A 21,626-nucleotide genomic window follows, 5' to 3' on the forward strand; every position below is an offset into this window, starting at 1 on the left:
TTATTTACAAATTAGCGCTTTAACCAAAGAACAAGGCCAGCTGTATAACCGGCCTTGCTCCCTTGTACTATTGTGTAATACACGAAAAAGGTGAGGCAATATTACTCGGCAGGAACTGTGATCTTGCCGTCGATGATTTGTTGCTTGTACTCATCTACTTTAGCCAGAATTTCCGGAGTTACGTTAGCCTTCGAAGTTTCAGGAAGACCTACGCCATTGTCTTTCAAACCAAGAACAGTATGTGTGCCGCCTTTAAAGGTACCGTCAACAACTTGTAGGGATACTTTCTTAACAGCTTCGTCTACGCGTTTGATCATAGAAGTCAGGGTTACATCATCGCCAAATTCCAGAGATTGGTCTTTGTCTACACCGATAACCCATACTTTGGAACCGCCTGATTTGTTACGGGATTTAGCTTCGTTGAACACACCAGTTCCTGTTGCGCCTGCAGCAGGGAAGATAATGTCCGCGCCGGAATCATACAATGTAGCTGCCAGGGACTTACCAGTATCAGGCTTGTCAAAAGCACCTGCATACGTGATTTTCACATCAGCGCTTGGATTTACTTCAAGAACGCCAGCTTTGAAACCAGCTGCAAAACGTTTGATAACCGGGCTTTCCATACCGCCAACAAAAGCTACTTTGTTAGATTTAGTTGTCAGACCTGCAACAACACCCACCAAGAAAGAACCTTCGTTCTCAGCAAAAGTAACGGATTCAACGTTAGGAGCATCTACAACGCTGTCGATGATTGCCAGGTTTGCGTTAGGGTTTTCATCAGCTACTACTTTAATAGCATCGCCAAGGTCAAAACCGATACCCCATGTCAGGTTGTATCCACCCTTAACGAATTGATTCAGGTTTGGCTGGTAGTCTGCATTGGATTTACTTTGAAGGTATTTAACTTCTACACCTTGTTCCTTCTGAAGGGCTTGCAGCGATTCCCATGCGGATTGGTTAAAGGATTTGTCGTTAACTCCACCTACGTCAGTAACCATACCGACTTTAACATCGGATTTAGGAGCGGCTTCTCCACCGTTTGCACCTGTGTTAGTGTTGGTGTTTTTGTCTTTACCGCAGCCTGCCAAGACTACTGTGAACGCAAGCAGCATAACGAGAGACAGCTTGAAAACCTTTTTCATTGATAGTGATCCCCCTTAGAAAATTGGTCGTCCTCTGTGTTTCTGGTTGGACATCCATTAGCTCAAATTATACCTGCAAAAAATGCTAAAATCCAGTCTATTAATGACCGAAGGTCAATAATAATTTGTCTTTTCGACTCAAGAAAGCGCTATCCTTGTCATATTATGTAACAAAAGCATACAAAACACGTTAGATAGGTCGAAAACTCTGCAGCAGCTTTCGCTTTCTTCGTTTTAATATTATTGCACAGAATCGCAATTTCTATTATCATGAGTGCTTACAAAGCCGGAAAGGAAGTTTCAGAAAATGAATGAAAACAAAGAAACCCCAGCGGCGGCTCCCGCCTTTAAATACTGCCGGGAATCCCGTGTATTCAAAACCGGACGAGTCTTCCCAAATGATGTAAATAATCACAAAACATTATTCGGCGGCAAGCTCATGAGCGGCATAGATGAAGTTGCTTCTATTTCAGCTATGCGGCATTGCCGGATCAACGTCGTCACTGCTTCCACCGATTCCGTGGATTTCCTGCGCCCAATCGAACCGAGCGATTCCGTATGCTTCGAATCCTTCGTCTCCTGGACCGGACGTACCAGTATCGAAGTATTCGTTAAAATCATCGCCGAGAACCTCTACACCGGAGAACGTGCTGTTGCAGCGACGTCGTTCCTGACGTTTGTAGCCATCGGCGAGGACGGTCAGCCAGCCCCAGTACCAGCAGTCATTCCTGAGACCGATGAAGAGAAGCTGATCAGCGAGTCGGCTGAAGAACGTGCCGAACTGCGGAAAGTCAGACGGGGCATTAGCAAAAAGCTTGCTCTCCAGCTCAACACAACCAAATACTGGGAGTAGGTCCTTTACGCCATAAAAAACCCAAAACAGGTTTGCGGGCAAGTCTCAGCCTTAACCGAAATCTCGAAAGAGCTCTCTTATCCCACAAAAAAGCACCGCCTGCGGGTTCCCCGTATAGCGGTGCTTTTCGGTTATATTACAACACTTACGCGTTGATTTTCTCTTTAGCTACAACTGCAAGTGAGTTGAATGCGTTAAGATCATTAACAGCCAGGTCAGCCAGCATCTTACGGTTTACTTCTACGCCAGCCAATTTCAGGCCGTGTACAAGTTTGCTGTAAGACAAACCGTTCAAACGAGCTGCAGCATTGATACGAACGATCCACAGTCTGCGGAAGTTACGTTTAGTTTGACGACGGTCGCGGTATGCGTAAACCATCGATTTCATTACTTGTTCTTTAGCTGTTTTGAAAATGCGGTGTTTAGAACCGAAATAACCTTTTGCCAACTTCAATACTTTTTTATGTTTACGACGAACGACGAATCCGCCTTTAACTCTTGCCATATTAATAAACCTCCCAAAAATGTGTAGTAAACTATTACAAATTACCCAATTGTTGTTTCAAACGTCTTACATCCCCAGGGGCCATAACAGGGTTCGTACCCAATACGCGCTTCGCACGTTTGGATTTGTGGGAAAGCAAGTGATTTCTGTGTGCTTTGTAACGTGTTACTTTACCAGTTCCGGTAATTTTGAAGCGGCCTTTAAGGCTGCTATGTGTTTTCATTTTAGGCATTGTGTTTCCTCCTTGAATATTATGTGGCGCCACTTTGCATTGCAAAATGGTTCCGGGGTTATTGAGGCTTAGGAGCCAAAATCATGATCATGCTGCGACCTTCCAGCTTAGGCTGGCGTTCCACAACAGAGATCTCAGCAACTTCATTCTTGACGCGCTCCAGGATCTTCTGGCCGATATTGGCATGTGTAATCTCACGTCCGCGGAAACGTACGGAGCACTTCACCTTATCGCCTTCGCCCAGGAATTTAACCACGTTGCGGAACTTGGTTTGATAATCATGTTCCTCAATGTTGGCACGGAACCAGACTTCCTTGATATCAACGATCTTCTGGTTCTTACGCGCTTCCTTCTCTTTCTTCTGCGTCTCATAACGGAACTTGCCGTAATCCATGATGCGGCATACCGGCGGTTTCGCCTGCGGCGCTACATTGACTAAATCCAGATTAAGATCGATCGCCATTTGCAGTGCCTCGCGGATCGGTTTGATTCCGATTTGCTCACCTTCCGCACCTACCAACCGAACCTCTTTGGCCCGAATTTCATCATTGATCATATGTTCCTTACTGATAACTCTCCACCTCCGGATCTTGTTAACAATAAACTTCAGCACAACTTCATAAAAAAGGGATGCCGGTTAACTCCCGACACCCCTGTTTGATCAACGTTCATGAACATTAACATTCATAAAGCATTGAGATCAAAACCAGCTAGCATAATGCCAGTCAGGTGAGAAGCCGGTGCTTCTGCTTGCAATCTCTATGTTTTGCATACTTGAATACTATACACTGTTGCCCGTATGAATGTCAATAGATTTTCGATATTTTACGAAAAAACATTATCCAGCTGTTACCCTTGCTTGCTCTGCACTTCCTCCAGCCTTACGACACGCGTATGCTTGGTGTGGCTCCATTGCTTGTTGTTCTGCGTGAAGAACGCATAGAACGTAATCGGATACCACGAGATCAGGTAGATCGGGAACAGAATTAAATACGCATATACCTTCTTGAACTTAACCTTCTCTAAGATCATCGCCAAGAAGAACGTAAGCAGATTCCCGCCTACAGCCACAAAGCCCAGCCATAATGGAAGATGTCCATAAATATTAGCGATGTTCGGTCCGTCAAAAAAGGCATTGTCGATCCACATCACAGCAGTCATCAGGAAAGTAAGCAGCACAATATATACATTTGCCCCATACAGGGCGAGGTCAAACTTCGTCAAGCTGCGCTCCTTGATACTCTGCCATAGCAGCGGGAAGAAATAACGACGGGCCACGGTGAAGTGTCCCTGCATCCAGCGCAGGCGTTGTCTTGAGGAAGCCTTGAAGGTCAAAGGTTTCTCGTCGAAGACTTTAGCGTCATAGTTGAACTTCGGATATACACCCTTCGAAGCGCTGCGCATCGTGAACTCCAGATCCTCGACCAGACTCGTTGCTCCCCAACCCATCTCCTTCAGCAGTTTGGTCTCAAAGCACATGCCGGTACCGCCAAGGAAATTCGCCATGCCAAGGTTATGGCGGGAGAGCTGCCATAGACGGTTGATATACCAGTAGGATACCCCGTAAGCGGCCGTAATCCATGAATCTTCCGGGTTCTTCGTATCAATGTAGCCTTGGATTACTCGTGCCCCGGAGCAGAGGTCATTGTTCATTTCCATCAAGAATTCCGTGTGTGCCAAGTTATCGGCATCGAACATCACGACGGCGTCATACTGACGCTGCATGCCCCACAGTTCCTTGAGCATCCATTCAATCGCATAGCCCTTACCTCTCAGATTGGCGTTGGTACGGACACAGGCATTCATGCCATGCTCACGTACTATCCGGGCCGTCCCGTCCGTACAATTGTCGCAAATAACGAATACATCGTACAGCTCCGGCGGATAATTAAGCTGTTTCAGGTTTTCCATCAGTGCGCCGACGACTTCTTCCTCGTTGTGCGCCGCAACGAGTACCGCAAACGATTTTTCCGGCTTAAACTGCTCTTTTCTTTTTTTCTTGTGCAGTCCGAACAGCGAGAACGCAAACTGGTAAATCGCAATCGCCGCCAAGATCACTTGGAGCGAAACAAACAGTGCGTCTGTCATGATCTTTTTAATGCCCCCTTTTTACACTCTTGGTGTTCTTTTTCTCTCTAGCTTGTAAAACGTTCTTTCTGACCCTTTTGTTGCATCCCTTACAAAATAGACTACAAGCATTCACTTATTGTTGGCAGGGTTCCGGTTTTTTATATGTTCCGCGCTTAAGGGCTGGTCGGATTTCCTGATGCAGAAACCCTTTTTTCTCTGTTACCTTTTAAACACGTTCGGCCCGCTTGAATCATTGTAAGGCGTAAGGGTATCCCAAGTCAAAACTGGCAATTTTCGCGCAAAGCTGAGCTTTTTCTTGAATGGGCTCCCTTAAAAAAGTATGATTAAGACGGCTTCACTTTTTAAGAACGGAGTGCCGCATCAATGCTAAACCGATAGCCGGACTAGCGGAGGGACAACGATATGAGACATTTATTCATGAAACTGCATCTCTGGGAGCGGCGTCTTTTTCAATGGATTAACGGCCGGATGCATAACCGGTTTTTGAACTTCTGGCTTTACCATCTCACGCATTTGGGCGGAGCAACGATCGCAATCGGCACCAATCTGCTGATTTGGGCCTTCTCTCCCCAACCATGGAGAACAACGGCGTTTCAGGCGCTGGTTTCGCTAGCTGTTAGCCATGTGCCTGTAGCTATCGCCAAGAAGCTGTATCCGCGCAGACGCCCCTATCTGGCGCTTCCGGGTACTCGGACATTTCGCAACCCGCTTAAGGATCATTCTTTTCCATCAGGTCATACTACTGCTATCTTTGCTTGGCTCGTTCCTTATATGGCAGCCTTTCCGCCGCTCGCCTTTGTGTTGCTCCCATTAGGAGGCATTGTCGGATTCTCACGGATGTACCTGGGCCTGCATTATCCGTCCGATGTGCTTGCAGGTGCTGTGATTGGTACCGGAGTTGCCGCCGGCACGATTGCCTTTTGGCCCTGAGCAAGATAGGCTGGACTATTAGAATCCCTTTTGAGAACAGGTGAATTATACATTGCGCAAAAAAAGAGTGCTGTTACTGTCGGAAGGCTTTGGCGCAGGTCATACGCAGGCAGCCTACGCGCTGTCAAGCAGCCTGCGCAAGCTGTCGCCCAATGTTCAAACGAAGGTGCTTGAATTGGGGAATTTTCTAAATCCTAAAATGGCGCCTATTATTGTATCTGCTTATCGAAAAACGGTGACCACTCAGCCGCGGCTGATGGGGTATGTCTACCGTCATCAGAAATCATTTAACCGCCTTACCACGCTTGCCCTGCATCGCATTTTTTATACCCATACCAAAAATATTATCAAGCAGTTGCAGCCGGACATTATCGTGTGCACCCACTTTATTCCCAGTGCGGTGATCTCGCGTATGAAGCGGCTGGACCCGGATTTTAAAGTTCCGCTCTGCACTGTCATCACCGATTACGATGCGCATGCCAGTTGGATCAGTCCGCATGTGGACCGTTATTTTGTCTCTACGCCGGAAGTCAGATCCAAGCTGCTCCGCCGCGGAGTTGCCTCTGCCAGTATACAGGTTACGGGGATGCCGGTGCACCCCAATTTCTGGGAGCATCCTGGCAGACAGGAAATTCTGGAGCAGTTTGGTCTTCGTGATAAGCCAACGGTAATGGTCATGGGAGGCGGCTGGGGAATGATGAATGACGAGACTGTAAATCATTTCCTGGCAGGGTACCGGGAGCAAATCCAAATTGTATTTTGTCTCGGCCAGAATGAGAAGCTTCTGGAGGAAATGCGCGGAAACCCGGTATACAACCACCCTAATATCCACCTCATCGGCTTCACCCGTGAGGTCGACAAGCTGATGGAGGTATCTGATCTGCTCGTCACCAAGCCAGGCGGTATGACCTGTAGCGAAGGTCTGGCTAAAGGCATTCCGATGCTCTTCCATCATCCCCTGCCCGGGCAGGAGGAAGAAAACTGTCGATATTTCACGGCGGCTGGATTCGGCGAGCCCATTGAATCCCTCGATGTTGTCGTCAAATGGATGGAACGCCTGCTGAACAACTATGAGGATCTGCAGAACAAGCGGAGTCACCATTTGGAACGAATCGCCCGCTATCATCCCTTGCAGAGTGCCCAGAGCATTCTCGATATGTTAGAGTAAAAGCTAACAGCGGCCCCAGGGCCGCAAATAAAAGCCGGCAAGTCCCCGTGAACACGGAGGCTTGCCGGCTTTTATTCTAATGCGATTAAAGTCTGTATTTGTCCAGCCGAGTAGCCTGATAACGTTCAAGCGCTTCTGACCCCACAATGGCTTCGCAGCGGTGAATGTTGACACCCCGTCCGTAGAACTTCGTCTCATATTCAGTCATCACATGTTCTTCATTGATAACGCCGTCCGTATGCAGATCAAGCGAAATGTTCTTCATTTGCAACCCAAAATCCGCAAAGGCATTGAGCGAGAACTCGAACAGGCTTCTGGAATCCGTCTTCAAATGAATCTCACCCAAAGGGCTCAGCAGGCCGCGATATTTGTCGAGAAAACGCGGATGCGTTAAACGACGACGGGCATGCTTGCTCTTCGGCCAAGGATCGCTGAAGTTCAGATAGATGCGTTCCAGCTCTCCTGGAGCAAATACTTCTTCCGCATAGTTGATATTGGCAAGCGCCAGCTTCAGGTTAGGCGGGGTCTCATGACCTTGCGGCTCCCATACGGCTCTCGCTTTTTCTCCGGCACGGCGGATCAATTCATCGTACATGTCCACACCGATAAAGTTAATATCAGGGTATTTGGAGCTCATTTGGCTGATAAACTGCCCTTTGCCCATTCCGAATTCGACATGAATCGGATGGTCATTCCCGAACAAGGCAGACCACTGCCCTTTATGGCTACGGGGGTCGAGAACAACCAGATCAGTCTGGCCCTCGAGACTTTCGCGTATTCCTTTTCTTCCACGTAAACGCATGCGTATTCCTCCGCTTATCGATTGCTATAACTGTCACTTGCAATATTGTGCCGAACTTGTCCCCAAAAGTAAAGGTATAACGGCAAAAAAAAGAATCCTCTACACCAGCCCAAGGAAGGCTGCTGCGAGAATCCCTTACTGATTTGTATTGAAATCGGGTCATGCCGCACTACACTACCAGTGGTGTGCTCAGCTTACCTTGTTCCGGAATTGAAATCGAGTGTCTTCTCGAAAGCGTTGCGAATCTTGCGCTGCGCTTCTGTCTTAATCTTGTGGTTACCGTTAAATTCTACACCTGTCAGTGCAAGCGCCTCATCAGGGGTTAACGTAACGTCAATTGAACCTTTGCCATCGGCATATGCCGCTTGAGAATTCATCGATATCACCTCACGGTTATTAGTATGGACCGGACGACACGAAAGTATGAATTCAAGAAAGGAAAATCCATTGATATTGCTGACTTTTTACATTTCAAATATAACATAAGGTGTAAGTATTAACAAGCCAATTTTTCTGCTTTCAAGCCTAAATTTTAGCGGTATTTGAAGTGCATATTGTTACGCTTCGCGATGATTTTTGGTACAATGGTTTGGACTCATGGCGCATGATAAAATTACTTGCGTCTTCTTTATAAGCCGATATACTAACCGTATAGCAGAGAATGAACCGAATTTCAAAGGAGCAACCCATGTTCAACCTATTAGAGCCCTCCTCTGTCCCTCTGTGGGGAGATAAACGTTTTCATACCTGGAACTACGAAATGCGCGAGCAGATGAATACAAAAGTGTTCAAAGTCATGCTCGACGCCGGTTTCACTTGCCCGAACCGGGACGGATCCATTGCCAAGGGCGGCTGCACCTTCTGCAGCGCGCGGGGCTCTGGCGATTTTGCCGGCAGCCGTCGTGACGATCTCATTACCCAGTTCAACAAGGTACGTGACCGGCAGCATCTCAAATGGCCGAATGCCAAGTACATCGGCTATTTCCAGGCATACACTAATACTTACGCCCCTGTAGAAGAACTGAGAGAATATTTTGAAGTTATTCTTCAGCAGCCAGGGGTTATCGGGCTGTCTATCGCTACCCGGCCGGACTGCCTGCCAGATGATGTGGTCGAGTATCTGGCAGAGCTGAACAAGCGTACCTACCTTTGGGTGGAAATGGGTCTTCAGACGATCCATGACTCCACTTCAGAGCTGATTAACCGCGCCCATGATACAGCCTGTTATCTGGAAGCTGTCGAAAAGCTGCGCAAGCACGATATTCGAATCTGTACACACATCATTCACGGACTTCCACAGGAAACCCATGAAATGATGCTGGAGACGGTCTCAGCCGTAGCCAAAATGGATGTACAGGGCATCAAGATCCACCTGCTTCACCTCATGCGCAAGACGCCGATGGTGAAGCAGTATGAAGCCGGCTTGCTTCGCTTTATGGAGCAGGACGAATATATCAAATTGATTGTCGATTCTCTGGAAATTCTGCCCCCGGAGATGATTGTGCACCGTCTAACCGGTGATGCGCCGCGCGATCTGCTCATTGGGCCGATGTGGAGCCTCAAGAAATGGGAGGTCCTCAACGGCATCGATAAAGAGCTGATTGCCCGGAACTCCTGGCAGGGCAAGTACTGGAGGCAGCGCTGATGGGCTTCTATTCTGTTCTCAGCTTCGCCCAGAAGCTGACCGCCGAGCGGCTAACCTCCGGCGGCCGCGCCATCGATGCCACGGTCGGAACAGGGGCAGATACCCTGTTCCTGGCCAAGCTCTGCGGACCGCGAGGCGAAGTCCGCGGCTTCGACATCCAGGCGGAGGCGCTCGCGCTGGCTGAAGAGCGCCTCCGCGCGGCGGGCGAGGCGCTACCGGGGACACTGTCCCCGGTAACGCTGCTGCAGCGCAGCCACGCCGCTATGCTTGAAGCGGTTCCGGGAGATTGGCCCGGAACCGTGTCGGCGGTGATGTTCAATCTCGGCTATCTCCCTGCGGGAGATGCCGATAAGACCATCATCACCCAGCCCGACAGCTCCCTTGCGGCTCTGGAAGCTGCGCTGGAGCTGCTGCGCCCCGGCGGGATCATCACGGCGGTGCTGTATCCCGGGCATGACGGCGGCGATCTGGAAGCCGCCGCCGTGGAGTCTTGGGCCTCCGCCGTCCCGCCTGTCGTCGCCCAAAGCATTGTATACCGCCAGATTCAGCGGGCGTCAGCCCCTTACTGCCTGGCGCTGGAAAAGAAGAAAAGGAGCTGAACACCGCATGGCCGTACACAAAATTGAGCATGTTGGGATCAAGGTCTCATCTCTCGAGCCCTCGATTGATTTCTATCGCGACGTCATTGGCCTGACGCTGGCCGAAACGGTCGGTGAGCCGGGAGACCGTCTGCGACTGGCCTTTCTCTCTTTTCCGGGACAAGCCTCTGTCGAAGTGGAGTTGATTGAGTCCCTATGGGAGGGCCTGCCTGATGAAGGCCGGGTCAGTCACATCGCCTTTACGGTCTCCGATATCGAGGCAGAGTACCAGCGAATAGAAAGTCTTGGCCTTGAGGGCCTGACCGCTATCCGCCAATTGGAAGGCGGCAGCCGGTTTTTCTTTTTTGACGGACCGGATCATGAAAAAATTGAGTTTTTTGCATCCACCCGTAAGGTCTAACAGCAGCTAAATTTTACTATCAGAGAGGAAGATGTAATCATGACTCAACCTTATCCATTGAAATTTCAACCGGAATTCAAAGAACGCGTTTGGGGCGGACGTGCCCTGGAGAAATTCGGACTGGACCTGCCAGAAGGCCATATCGGTGAAGGCTGGATGATTGCCGACCATCCCAACGGAACTTCTTCCGTGGTCAACGGAGACCTTGCCGGACAAGGTCTGGATCAAATCCGTGAACAATACGGACGGGAATGGTTCGGCAGCAAAGGTATTTCAGAAGCCGGCGGCAGATTTCCGCTCCTGATCAAACTCCTGGACTGCAACGACAATCTTTCCGTACAGGTACATCCTACCGATGATTACGAAGGATTACCGAAGGGCGAACTGGGCAAAACAGAAATGTGGTACGTTCTTGACGCTAAACCGGATGCGAAAATCATCTACGGATTGAAAGAAGGCGTTGACCGCGAAACATTGCGTCAAGCACTGGAGAACGGTACAGTCATGGACACGCTGCAAGAAGTCTCTGTATCGGCAGGCGATACATTCTACATTCCGGCCGGAACAGTGCACGCCCTGTGTGCGGGTGTTGTTGTCGCCGAGATTCAACAGAACTCGGATACTACATACCGTATCTATGACTACGACCGTCCGGGTCTGGACGGCAAGCCGCGTGAGCTTCATGTCGAGGATTCCCTTAACGTAACGGCTTACGAAGGCGCGGGAGCCACTTCCATGAAGACGGACAGTGCAGTCCCTGGAGAATGGCTGCAGCTTGCTGCCTCCCCTTATTTCATTGTAGAAAAAGGAATTGTTCAAGGTGAATGGAATCTCGCCACTACTCCGGACAGCTTCACTATCCTGGTCATCTGTGAAGGCAGCGGTCATCTGACCTGGGAAGGCGGATCACAGCCTTACGCCGCAGGCGAATGCTACCTGTTGCCAGCTAATCTGGGGGCTTACGGAATCGAAGGCCAATCCACGGTGCTTCGCTCCTATTTGCCATAAGTTTTCTTAATTCCAGTGTCTTTGCCCACAATCTTTTTCAGGAGGAAGGGCTATGTTGGAAAATAGTTTTACAATGACTGATCCCATCGGGGTCGATATACATGTTTATGAATGGCTGCCGGAGCCCGGTGCTACCGTCAGGGGCATCGTGCAAATCTCGCATGGGATGTCCGAGACGGCGGCCCGCTATGCCCGCTTCGCGAAGGCGCTGACATCAGCGGGATATACCGTATATGCCAACGATCACCGGGGCCATGGTAAAACAGCAGGCCAAGTGAATCTGCTTGGCGATACTGGTGAGGATGGCTTCTACTGGATGCGTCGTAATCTGCTGCAGGTCGCTGAGATTGCAACCTCCAGGCACAGAGATCTGCCGATCTTTCTGTTTGCACATAGCATGGGCTCCTTTCTGGCCCAAAAGCTGATGTGCGAAGAGGGCAGCTCCACCTATGCCGGGTATATTCTCAGCGGCACCAACGGACCGCGCAGTATGCTTAGTATCGGGGAATCCCTGGCCAACCTCCAGTACCGCCTTCAAGGAGAACTGCATCGCAGCGTGTTGTTGAACGGCCTTGTATTCGGCAGCTACAACCACGGGTTCTTGCCGACAAGAACCCCATTTGACTGGCTAAGCAGCGATGCGGATGAGGTTGACCGCTTTGTATCCGACCCTTTTTGCGGCGCGATCTGCACTACCCGCTTTTTCCGCGACTTCTTCCGGCTGCTGCGTGATATCCATTCCGAGACATCACTCGCCTCCTTATGCACAGACAAACCAGTGTATCTGTTCTCTGGGGAGCTGGACCCTGTCGGCATGAAGGGCAAAGGTGTGCTGAAGCTGGCAGAGTTGTATAAAAACAAGGGAATTCAGGATGTGGCCTGCCGGTTATACCCCGGAGGGCGGCACGAGATGCTAAATGAAGTTAACCGCGATCAGGTTACCGCAGATGTACTGGATTGGCTGGTGCATCATCTTCCCGCCGGGAAGGCACTGCTACAGTCCTAATCCTAGATAAATAAAGACAGGCCATTCCAAATTACGGAGTAGCCTGTCTTTTTATTCTTCGCTATAAATCTACTAATGCTCGATTTTTTGATTTTATAAATATGATATGATTCTACTGTACAAACACTGCTTTAATTAGCCACGGTCTATCTCCTTACTAAAGGAGGTGACACGAATGGAAGTCAAGGATGCTCTAACTTTAATGTTCGCTTTTGGCATGTTTATACTCGCGTTGCTCGCCTATCTAAAAAAGAAATAGACCGACCCGGCAAGGTAACGGTCTATTCCACACACAAGCGATAACGGCCGACTGCTATGAAGCAGTGGTTGTACGCTGGGAACCGTGTTTGCCGCACGGCTCCTTTTTCATACCTATTATAGCACAATCCATATTATTACATAATCACAACCCAGATCATAATATATACGGGTTGCTCATAAAGCAAATTTGTCACAGCTGTCTTTACTTCATGGGCTGTAAAATACTTCTCATAATAAGGAGGCTGATACACGTGACTGTTTTGGATGGTATGAAGCAGATTCTCGACTACTACAATGATGGTGGAGAAATTGGACGTCTAGAGCGCGGCATCGGTGTTATTGAATGGGAGCGCACCAAAGAGATTATCTCCAGATACATCTCTATTAGCAATACCGATAGAAAAGTCATCTACGATATCGGCGGAGGCATAGGCGTTTACTCCAGGTGGCTGGCAGAAATGGGACATGAGGTTCATATGTTCGAGCTTGCACCCAAAGCCGTGGAATATGCGCGAGCCTTTCAGGACTCCAGCAAAGTCGTCCCCATTCATACCATTGAGGTTGCCGATGCCCGAAGCATTGCGCGGCCTGATTATAGCGCGGATCTTGTATTACTGATGGGACCGCTCTATCATTTACCTGAACGAGAAGAACGAATAGCGGCGCTACATGAAGCCAAGAGAGTTCTAAAACCCGGCGGAATTATCATTGTCTCTGCGATTTCCCGCTTCAGCTCAACCTTATGGGGACTATCTGTATACGGAGGGCAAAACGACTATTTGGAAGATCCCGTTTTTTCAGCAATGATTACACAGGAACTGACAAATGGCCAGCATATTCGGCCGGAGGCCTATCCTTCTTTTATCTCCCGGGCCTTTTTCCACCTGCCTGAGGAATTGAATAGCGAACTTGCCGAAGCAGGCTTCATGGACACTAAGACGTTAGCTGTTGAAGGGCCGGTGTGGATCGTGCCTGCACTTGCTAAGAAGTGGAAGAACGCTTACAGTAGAGCGGAACTACTGAAACTATGCGCACTGGTTGAAGAGCAGGAAAGCTTACTGGGGATGAGTCCGCATATGCTAGCTGTCGCTAAAAAGAGTGAACGGCGGTACTCTGACCATTTCGCTTAACATAGCGACGAAAACACCTTTAGGCAACTAGCCCGAAGGTGTCTTTGTGTTAGAGATGAATAGAGCGATTTACCAGGGCACAATTTGCAGCTCCGGCCATTTATTTACCCATTTTTGTGCCTTACTAAGGTAAATCGTTTCATTGATCAGCACCTTATTGGGACGAATGGTCAGTGCAAATAAATCTTCCAGACCATAAGGGGCATAAATTTTCCAGCTACCCTCCTTATTCATCCTTGCGCCTAGGCAAGTTGCCGTTGTTGGCCAAGTATCAAGCGACGCTTCCAATGAAATGTAGGGCTGGAGATCAATTCCGAATTTGTCGCGGTACCATAGGTGGACACGGGCCTGATTTTTCAGATCAAGAGGAATAGGAATATCTGCGAACAACGTCTTGGCTTTCAAAATCATTGCGTCTTCGCTCTCGAAGCTAAGATCAGTACTGTCGTAATAGACAATATCAATATCTTCAATCCCATAATGGAGCGGTCTCCCGGTCAGCTCATTCCAGACTGTCTGGACAAGACAACCTGCACCAATGTAATAGGGGTAAGGCTCCAATGCTTGAGCACCGTGAAATAAGTTCATTAACCAGGGGCTTCCGGTGATAATGTCGATCAACCTTTGTTTTAACCCCTCACCCTCTCCTGGATTTTCTAGTGCCGGGTAAGAGTGCAGATCGTACTGAAGAATTTTCTGCAGGCCCCTTTCCCCGGTTCGGCGCATCCCATGATCGACAAACCCCGCCTGGGAATACAAGCGTTCTGCCGGAAGGTTCCTTTCATTCACAGCAAGAACCACTTCCCTTACCGTTGGAAAATGCATCCGTACGAACTGCGGCAGCAATAACAGCGCTGTCTTGGCATAACCTTTCCCCTGGTGTGCATAATCAATCAGGAAAGCACGAAGCAGCAGTGCCCCGAAAGGATTCGGATAGAAGTCAGAAATTCCATCACCACCATGAAGAATGAAGAAGCCGACCGGCCGCTCTCCTTCTAGGATGACAACGGCCATTCTGTTCTCATCCGCCAGCGCTTCCTCCAATGTATCTGCAGGCATACCGGTGAATTGCTCTTGCTCTTCTGGAAGGTAAAAACGAAACAGCGCCTCCTTATATTGATCCTGATACAGAGCCAATGAAATCGCTAGATTCACGAATACGCCCCTCTTTCTCTTTCGCCTTCACTAACAGGCATGGCGTAATAATGCGGCTTCCCGCTCTCCTCCTGCTGGTACAGCACGATGAGCAATGTGCTCTCGCCCGCCCTAGCATCGGCGACGAGAGTGGAGATGTTCGCCTGTGCAGATGGAAGGGTAGACAATCCTTCCTCACCTGGAACAGTTGCTTGGGCCCCGGTTTCGGCGGTGATCATGCTCTCATCAGCACGCAAGCCGCTGATCGATGTCAGCACTTCCGCAAGCGGGAAGGGCAGCAGTTCCAGCACGGCATATTTTTGCAGCTCGCGCTCGTTGATTCCCGACCTTGCTCCTGCAAGTCCCGTGGACAGAATTTCTGGATTCGCAGCAATTTCCTTCAACCAGGAAGCCCACTGTGACTTGCCGAGTGTAGGCTCCCACCAGATTTTACGCGGCTTGTACTTATGTCCAAGGAAGTAGTCGAGCTTCATCAGTCCGGTGATGATCTCCATCGATGGTGTACCACGCTCTGTTAGGAAATCATGCAGCCTGGTGAACAGATCCTCGAGCTGATGGCCGATCTTCTGCCAGCCCCGTTCCTCCCAGTAATCGCCGAATTCCTGAAAGAAATCAAAGGGTGATGGAAACACATGACGGATCAGATACTTGACTGAATGATCCAGACGGTGGCTGTTCCAGTATTTCTCCAGCACATCCTCCAGCCGCTTCAGGCGGATAATGTCGCCAAAAGGCATCACGTGGCTACTCAAAATTTCATAAGGAGCGTGCTCCATATACGTGTACTCATATTTGGCCGCCTGCGTGCGCAGCCCGGTGCCACGCAGCATTTTCAAAAAGCCTAATTGCAGCTCCTCCGGCTCCATTGCAAACACATCGTTAAAGGTCTTGCGGAACGTTGCGTAATCCTCCTGCGGCAGTCCGGCGATCAGATCCAGATGCTGGTCTATATTGCCACTGGCCTTAATCTTCATGACCGTACGCGACAGTTTCGCAAAGTTCTGACGGCGTTTGACCAGTTCATTCGTCTCATCGTTGGTCGACTGCACGCCAATCTCGAACCTGAAGATCCCCGGCGGCGCATTTTCCGCCAGAAAATCCAGCACCTCTGGCCGCATGATATCCGCCGTAATCTCAAATTGGAACACACAACCCCGGTGATTATCGATCAGGAACTGGAACATTTCCATCGCATAATTGCGGTTAATATTAAAGGTTCGATCAAGGAACTTGATAATCTTGGCTCCATTGTCAATCAGGTAGAGCAGGTCCGACTTCACGCGCTCAATATCATAATACCGGACACCGACCTCAATACTGGACAGGCAGAATTGACAGTTAAAGGGACAGCCCCGGCTGGTCTCAAAATAAACGATCCGCTTGCTTAAGTCCGGCAGATCATCGGGAAACCGATGCGGCGTTGGCAATGTGTTCAGATCGCTTTTCGGCCTAGGCGGATTGACGATCAATTCCTCTCCCTTGCGATAAGCGACGCCGTATACAAAATGGAACTTGCGGTCGTCCCGCAGCTCCTGGAGCAAATGATGAAACGTCTCTTCGCCGTCACCATTGACTATAAAATCAATACCAGGCTCGCGCTTCATCCAGTACAGCGGCTCATAAGACACTTCCGGTCCGCCAAGCACAATCGTCACTTCGGGCATGACTTTCTTGAGGATAGCAATCAGCTTGATCGTCTCCTCGATATTCCAGATATAGCAGGAGAAGCCGATCACATCCGGACGTCTCTGGAACAGGTCAGATACCATATTCATTACAGGGTCCTTAATTGTGTACTCCGCCAAATGAATATCACTGAATTCATGCTGACTATACGCCTTGAGCAGGCGAATCGCTAACGAGGTGTGAATGTACTTGGCATTTAATGTAGCCAGGATGATTTTCATGCGCAGCGCCCTCTTTACATGTCATTTTGGAAAAACTCAAGGAACGGCTTGCCATACTTGCGGTATTTCACTTCACCGACACCCTTCACCCTCAGCATTTCCGCTTCGGTCTGCGGGCAAACCACACTCATCTCACGCAGGGTCGCATCATTGAAAATAATGTAGGACGGCACATGCTCCCGGCCTGCCAGCTCCCGCCGGATCAAGCGAAGCTGCTCGAACACCGTCTCGTTAACCGCCGACGGCGACAGGTCACGCACCCGGCTGCGATCCCGTGAGCCTGAAGATGACCCTGTCCGCGAAGGCCGCGCCACCCGTTGCAGCACTTGACGCTGACCGCGCAGCACCTCCGCAGCCGGAAGCTGTAAGCGAACTACCGGATACTGTCCCTCCGACAGGGCCAGATATCCTTCCGAGATCAGCACGTTAATGCTCTCGGTAATCTCCTTCTCCGTTCTTCCGGACATCGCGCCATGGGTGGGCAGCGACTCGAAGCCATATTGCAGCACTTTCTGATTGCGAGAGCCTTTCAGCACAGAGGCCACTAAAGCAACGCCAAAGCGCTCACGCATGCGATGAATGCAGGAGAAGATTTTTTGCGCATCCACCGTCATGTCCACTAACTCACGCTCATCGGTACAGGAGCTACAAATACCACAAGACTTGTCCTTATGGACCTCGCCAAAATAATCGAGCTGCGCGCTGCGCAGACACCGGGTGGAATAACAGTATTCGATCATCTGCTGAAGCTTGCGGTATTCATTGGCTTTACGCTCCGGGTCCTGCGGATTCTGCTCGATCAGGAATTTCTGGGTCATGATATCCTGGGCGCTGAACAGCAGAATACACTGACTTGGCTCACCGTCCCGTCCGGCACGGCCCGCTTCCTGAACGTAGGCCTCCATATTCTTCGGCATGTTGTAGTGAATGACATAACGGACGTTGGACTTATCGATCCCCATACCAAACGCATTTGTCGCCACCATCACCCTGATGTCGTCATAGAGAAAGCTCTCCTGGCTCTCCGCCCGTTCCTGGTCATTCATACCGGCATGATAGCGTCCAGCAGCAATCCCGCTGCTTAGCAGCCGTTGATACAGATCGTCAACGTCCTTACGGGTCGCCGCATAAATAATGCCCGGCTGGTGTGTATGCGAAGCCGCGTAGTCCATTACGAACTCACGCTTGTTCTCGCCGCGCAGGACGGACATCGCCAGATTGTCTCGCCCAAGTCCGGTCATGAAGACACCCGGCTCGCGCAGGCGCAGCAGACGGACGATATCCTCCATGACCTCCGGCGTAGCCGTCGCCGTGAATGCTGCCAGAATCGGCCGCTGTGGCAGTTCATCTACGAATGGCGATACGGCAAGATAGCTGGTACGGAAGTCATGCCCCCACTGGGAGACACAGTGCGCCTCGTCCACAGCTACACAAGAAATGGACAATCCCGCCATTTCCAAGCGGAACCAGTCCAGTTCCAGGCGTTCCGGTGCGACATATAGCAGCTTCAAGTCGCCCCGGCGCGCCGCCCGGATGCGTTCATTGACCTCCTTGCCGCTGAGCGTACTGTTGATATACGCAGCCGGGATGCCCGCCGTAGTGAGCGCATCCACCTGATCCTTCATCAGCGAGATCAGAGGAGAGATTACCAGTGTGAGGCCCGGCATCAGCAGGGCTGGCACCTGATAACAGATGGATTTCCCGCCCCCAGTAGGCATGATGCCTAGTGTGTCGCGGCCTTCCAGCAGATTTCCGACGATTTTCTTTTGACCCTCCCGAAAATCGGGATAGCCGTAATATTTTTGCAGTTCAACCTGCGCCTGTTCCATAGTAGGTGCTTGCATAGTCATCTCTATCATAACTCCTTAGATCTATCTCTCTTTAGTTTACCGGGCATGGGAGTAATGAGCAACCGCCCAACCACATTTCCAGCTCTCTTTTCCTCTTTACAACAATAGTAATTCTTCAGAGCCCATGGTATATTGAAGAGTACAATATCAGAGGACGGAGAATGCATACATGAACACAAGACGAAATCCCGGGGAGACCTCTGCAAGAACTGCGAAGCCTGCCCATAAAAGTAAATCCCAACACAAAGCACAACCCAAGGCTGGGGCCAGAACCCATAGCAAACCTAACAGCAAACCAAATGCTAAGGTGAAGACACCGGCACCACCAAAAACCTATACAGTAACCGAGCCAGCGGAACTGTTATCCTTTTTGCTCAGTCACATCAGCGGACGTGGACGCAATGCGATCAAATCCATCCTCGCCCGTGGTCAGGTATCGGTCAATGGCAAGTCGACAACCCAGCATAATTACCAGCTTCAACCGGGCTATAGCATTGTGATCGAAACGGAAAAACCTGTGCAGCCAGAAGTGCTGAACGGACTCACTATAGTACATGAGGACGATGATATCATCGTGATCCAGAAGGATGCGGGACTGCTGTCCATTGCTACTGGTGAAGAAAATGAAGTGACCGCCTACCGCCAGCTTATGGAGCATGTCCGTCGCAGCAATCCGAAGAATCGTATCTTCGTCGTACATCGTCTGGACCGCGACACCTCAGGAGTCATGATGTTTGCCAAAAGCGAACGGATCCAGCAGGCCTTGCAGAATACCTGGAAAGATACTGTGAAAGAACGCTCTTACGTGGCGCTTGTTGAAGGAGCAGTTAAAAAACCGGAAGGCACCGTCAGCTCCTGGCTGAAGGAAACCGCTACGCTCAAGATGTATTCCAGCCCTTATGAAGGCGACGGCCTGCACGCTGTTACCCATTACAAGCTGATCCAGTCCAATCGCCACTTCTCCCTGCTGGAAGTACAACTGGAGACGGGGCGGAAGAATCAGATCCGTGTCCACATGGCCGACATTGGCCATCCTATTGCGGGTGACAAGAAATACGGAGCAGAGACCAAAACCGTAGGCAGACTCGGACTGCATGCCCGTGTTCTATCCTTTGTTCATCCGGGAACAGAAGAATTACTGACCTTCGAGAGCCCGATCCCTAAAGCGTTCCTGAAGTATACTTCGCCTGAGCCGATAAAATAAAAAAAGTCTGTCCCATCAAGCTATCAACATAGCTGAGGGACAGACTTTTTCTATGTTTAAGCCTTACTCCACTTTACCGCCCTCTACGACCAGTTGATCGGTAAAGCCTTCCCCGTATACCTCTTTCAAGGTCTCGTTATACGCCTCGTGAATGAATTTTTCCTTGCCCAGCGTGCCCAGCTCGTTGTTAATCCAGTCCAGCAGTTCCTTGTTGCCCTTGGCTACCGCTGGAGCAATGGTGTCCTGGCCGCCGAACTCGGGGATGCTAACTGTAAAGCCGGGATTGGACTTAGCCCAGGCGATTAGCTCGGTATTATCGTTGGCAATCGCCGCGCCGCGTCCATCTTTGAGTGCAGCGAAAATTTCTGTGTATTGATCAAATTTCAGCAGCTCCACGTCCGGATACTCCTTGGTGAAATAAGATTCAGCCGTTGTGCCTTTAGCGACAATCAGCTTCTTGCCCTTCTCCTTCAGCTGATCAATGGCAGTGATCGGCGCACTGTCCGGCGATACAATCCCGAAGGACAGCTTCATGTACGGATCAGCAAAATCGACCTTTTCCTTCCGTTCATCGGTCACCGTGAAGTTCGCCATAATAATATCTACTTTATTGGATTCCAAATACGCTACACGGCTGGCGGCGTCCACCAGAACAAACTCCGCCTTGGATTCATCGCCTAGCAAGTCCTTCGCAAAACGCTTGGCAATATAGACGTCGAATCCCTGGTTTTTGCCCTCCGAATCTACGTAACCAAACGGTGGTTTGTCCGCAAATACACCAATCCGGATTTTGCCGTTCTTCTTCAACTGCTCAATCGAAGCGAACTTGGAGGAGCCGGTACTGCCACTGTTCTTGTCCTCATTGCCATTGCCGCAAGCCGCAACACCCACCACTAGCAAACTGGTCAACACGATAGTCGTTAACAACTTTAATCCTTTTCTCATCTCTCTTCATCTCCCTTAAGTCTATAATTTGTCGTACTGAAATATATCCAGAAAATGCTGGGCACGTTCTGTCGACGGTGAGGTGAAAAACTGTTCCGGTGAAGATATCTCGCAAATTTTCCCTTGATCCATGAAGACAATCCGGTCCCCGACAGACCTGGCGAATCCCATCTCATGGGTGACGATAAGCATCGTCATTCCCTGCTTGGCCAGCCCTAATATGACTTCAAGCACCTCTCTCACCATCTCGGGATCAAGCGAAGCGGTAACTTCATCGAAGAGCATGATTTCAGGATTCATACACAGTGCCCGAACAATGGCAATCCGCTGCTTTTGTCCTCCAGACAACTGGCGAGGGAAGGCATCCTTACGGTCCAGCAATCCCACTCGCTCCAGCAGCTGCTCCGCCTGCCGCTGCGCTTCGTCTCTGCTGCGCTTCTGCACCTTCAGCGGGCCGAGCAGAATGTTCTCGATGACCGTCATATGCGGGAACAGCTCGTAATTCTGGAATACCATGCCAATATGCTGCCGCACCTCGCGAAAATCTACATCAGGCTTCGCCAGATCCTGACTTCGATAATGAATCCTTCCAGCCTGGACAGGCTCCAGGCCGTTAAGACATCGTAGAAAGGTGCTCTTCCCACAGCCGGAGGGACCAAGAATGACGAGCACTTCTCCTTTGCCCACTTGCAGGTGTATCCCCTCCAGCACTTTACGGTCACCAAAGGTCTTCTCCAATCCTTCTATCTCCAGCAAAATTTCCTCCGAGTGTGCCATCGCTATCTGTCCTTCC

The 21,626-nt window shown here is 50.1% G+C and carries 23 protein-coding genes; 11 read left to right on the forward strand and 12 right to left on the reverse strand.

Annotated elements, in window-relative coordinates; all coding sequences use genetic code 11:
- Window positions 1-101 precede the first annotated feature (101 nt).
- The gene (locus ACFRAM_RS07800) at window positions 102-1,142 is read right to left on the reverse strand and encodes a BMP family lipoprotein (RefSeq protein ID WP_379465374.1); all 1,041 of its coding nucleotides are present in this window, start codon (window positions 1,140-1,142) and stop codon (window positions 102-104) included.
- A 307-nt stretch (window positions 1,143-1,449) separates the two neighbouring features.
- Here ACFRAM_RS07800 and ACFRAM_RS07805 point away from each other — a divergent pair, with 307 nt between their 5' ends.
- Entirely contained in the window at window positions 1,450-1,995 is a 546-nt protein-coding gene (locus ACFRAM_RS07805) for an acyl-CoA thioesterase (protein WP_379465376.1), read from the forward strand.
- A gap of 145 nt (window positions 1,996-2,140) precedes the next feature.
- Here ACFRAM_RS07805 and rplT read toward each other — a convergent pair whose 3' ends face one another.
- From rplT to ACFRAM_RS07825, 4 genes are all read right to left on the reverse strand, one after another.
- A complete protein-coding gene (rplT, locus tag ACFRAM_RS07810) occupies window positions 2,141-2,500 on the reverse strand; it encodes a 50S ribosomal protein L20 (RefSeq protein ID WP_066373240.1) in 360 nt (119 codons plus the stop codon).
- 34 nt (window positions 2,501-2,534) lie between these two features.
- Complete coding sequence (gene rpmI, locus ACFRAM_RS07815) at window positions 2,535-2,732, reverse strand: 50S ribosomal protein L35 (RefSeq protein WP_066373235.1); 198 nt, start codon at window positions 2,730-2,732, stop codon at window positions 2,535-2,537.
- 58 nt (window positions 2,733-2,790) lie between these two features.
- Window positions 2,791-3,288 carry a translation initiation factor IF-3 gene (infC, locus tag ACFRAM_RS07820; RefSeq protein WP_175370004.1) on the reverse strand — a complete coding sequence of 166 codons (498 nt, stop codon included), beginning with the start codon at window positions 3,286-3,288 and terminating at the stop codon, window positions 2,791-2,793.
- A 293-nt stretch (window positions 3,289-3,581) separates the two neighbouring features.
- A complete protein-coding gene (locus tag ACFRAM_RS07825; RefSeq protein WP_379465379.1) occupies window positions 3,582-4,820 on the reverse strand; it encodes a glycosyltransferase family 2 protein in 1,239 nt (412 codons plus the stop codon).
- Between the two features lie 405 nt (window positions 4,821-5,225).
- Here ACFRAM_RS07825 and ACFRAM_RS07830 point away from each other — a divergent pair, with 405 nt between their 5' ends.
- Complete coding sequence (locus tag ACFRAM_RS07830) at window positions 5,226-5,753, forward strand: phosphatase PAP2 family protein (protein ID WP_379465381.1); 528 nt, start codon at window positions 5,226-5,228, stop codon at window positions 5,751-5,753.
- Between the two features lie 52 nt (window positions 5,754-5,805).
- The gene (locus ACFRAM_RS07835) at window positions 5,806-6,921 is read left to right on the forward strand and encodes an MGDG synthase family glycosyltransferase (protein ID WP_379465383.1); all 1,116 of its coding nucleotides are present in this window, start codon (window positions 5,806-5,808) and stop codon (window positions 6,919-6,921) included.
- 85 nt (window positions 6,922-7,006) lie between these two features.
- Here the strand turns inward: ACFRAM_RS07835 and trmB are convergent, their stop codons facing one another.
- Together trmB and ACFRAM_RS07845 are read right to left on the reverse strand one after the other, a co-directional pair.
- Window positions 7,007-7,723: a tRNA (guanosine(46)-N7)-methyltransferase TrmB gene (trmB, locus tag ACFRAM_RS07840; RefSeq protein ID WP_379465385.1), complete on the reverse strand. Its 717-nt coding sequence runs from the start codon at window positions 7,721-7,723 to the stop codon at window positions 7,007-7,009.
- 194 nt (window positions 7,724-7,917) lie between these two features.
- Window positions 7,918-8,100, reverse strand: a complete 183-nt coding sequence (locus ACFRAM_RS07845) for a hypothetical protein (RefSeq protein WP_175369999.1) — start codon at window positions 8,098-8,100, stop codon at window positions 7,918-7,920.
- A 311-nt stretch (window positions 8,101-8,411) separates the two neighbouring features.
- Between ACFRAM_RS07845 and mnmL the strand changes: the two genes are divergently transcribed.
- From mnmL to ACFRAM_RS07880, 7 genes are all read left to right on the forward strand, one after another.
- The gene (gene mnmL / locus ACFRAM_RS07850) at window positions 8,412-9,368 is read left to right on the forward strand and encodes a tRNA modification radical SAM protein MnmL/YtqA (protein WP_379465387.1); all 957 of its coding nucleotides are present in this window, start codon (window positions 8,412-8,414) and stop codon (window positions 9,366-9,368) included.
- Entirely contained in the window at window positions 9,368-9,967 is a 600-nt protein-coding gene (gene mnmM, locus ACFRAM_RS07855) for a tRNA 5-(aminomethyl)-2-thiouridylate-methyltransferase MnmM (protein WP_379465389.1), read from the forward strand. Before mnmL ends, mnmM begins: the two co-directional genes overlap by 1 nt.
- A gap of 7 nt (window positions 9,968-9,974) precedes the next feature.
- A complete protein-coding gene (locus ACFRAM_RS07860; RefSeq protein WP_379465391.1) occupies window positions 9,975-10,367 on the forward strand; it encodes a VOC family protein in 393 nt (130 codons plus the stop codon).
- A 39-nt stretch (window positions 10,368-10,406) separates the two neighbouring features.
- Window positions 10,407-11,375 (forward strand): type I phosphomannose isomerase catalytic subunit, encoded by a 969-nt coding sequence (locus ACFRAM_RS07865; protein WP_379465393.1) that lies wholly within the window; start codon window positions 10,407-10,409, stop codon window positions 11,373-11,375.
- Window positions 11,376-11,427: 52 nt separating this feature from the next.
- Entirely contained in the window at window positions 11,428-12,381 is a 954-nt protein-coding gene (locus tag ACFRAM_RS07870; protein ID WP_379465395.1) for an alpha/beta fold hydrolase, read from the forward strand.
- A gap of 175 nt (window positions 12,382-12,556) precedes the next feature.
- Window positions 12,557-12,640, forward strand: a complete 84-nt coding sequence (locus tag ACFRAM_RS07875) for a putative holin-like toxin (RefSeq protein WP_139084961.1) — start codon at window positions 12,557-12,559, stop codon at window positions 12,638-12,640.
- Between the two features lie 253 nt (window positions 12,641-12,893).
- Complete coding sequence (locus ACFRAM_RS07880; protein ID WP_379465397.1) at window positions 12,894-13,772, forward strand: class I SAM-dependent methyltransferase; 879 nt, start codon at window positions 12,894-12,896, stop codon at window positions 13,770-13,772.
- A 69-nt stretch (window positions 13,773-13,841) separates the two neighbouring features.
- Here ACFRAM_RS07880 and ACFRAM_RS07885 read toward each other — a convergent pair whose 3' ends face one another.
- Genes ACFRAM_RS07885 through recQ form a run of 3 tightly spaced genes read right to left on the reverse strand, consistent with a single transcriptional unit; the run spans window position 13,842 to window position 18,684 of the window.
- Window positions 13,842-14,927, reverse strand: a complete 1,086-nt coding sequence (locus ACFRAM_RS07885) for a nucleotidyltransferase family protein (protein WP_379465399.1) — start codon at window positions 14,925-14,927, stop codon at window positions 13,842-13,844.
- On the reverse strand, window positions 14,924-16,834 hold the full coding sequence (locus ACFRAM_RS07890; RefSeq protein WP_379465401.1) for a B12-binding domain-containing radical SAM protein: 1,911 nt from the start codon (window positions 16,832-16,834) through the stop codon (window positions 14,924-14,926). Before ACFRAM_RS07890 ends, ACFRAM_RS07885 begins: the two co-directional genes overlap by 4 nt.
- Before the next feature lie 14 nt (window positions 16,835-16,848).
- On the reverse strand, window positions 16,849-18,684 hold the full coding sequence (recQ, locus tag ACFRAM_RS07895) for a DNA helicase RecQ (RefSeq protein WP_379465403.1): 1,836 nt from the start codon (window positions 18,682-18,684) through the stop codon (window positions 16,849-16,851).
- 169 nt (window positions 18,685-18,853) lie between these two features.
- Between recQ and ACFRAM_RS07900 the strand changes: the two genes are divergently transcribed.
- Entirely contained in the window at window positions 18,854-19,888 is a 1,035-nt protein-coding gene (locus ACFRAM_RS07900) for an RluA family pseudouridine synthase (protein WP_379465405.1), read from the forward strand.
- 63 nt (window positions 19,889-19,951) lie between these two features.
- On the opposite strand, the gene ACFRAM_RS07905 is transcribed toward ACFRAM_RS07900, so the two are convergent.
- Entirely contained in the window at window positions 19,952-20,833 is an 882-nt protein-coding gene (locus ACFRAM_RS07905) for a cysteine ABC transporter substrate-binding protein (protein WP_379465407.1), read from the reverse strand.
- A 21-nt stretch (window positions 20,834-20,854) separates the two neighbouring features.
- Entirely contained in the window at window positions 20,855-21,610 is a 756-nt protein-coding gene (locus ACFRAM_RS07910) for an amino acid ABC transporter ATP-binding protein (RefSeq protein ID WP_379465409.1), read from the reverse strand.
- Between the last annotated feature and the right edge of the window lie 16 nt (window positions 21,611-21,626).

Origin of the sequence: Paenibacillus sp. NPDC056722, assembly GCF_042790635.1 — a bacterium.
Lineage (GTDB): Bacteria > Bacillota > Bacilli > Paenibacillales > Paenibacillaceae > Paenibacillus_AQ > Paenibacillus_AQ agri.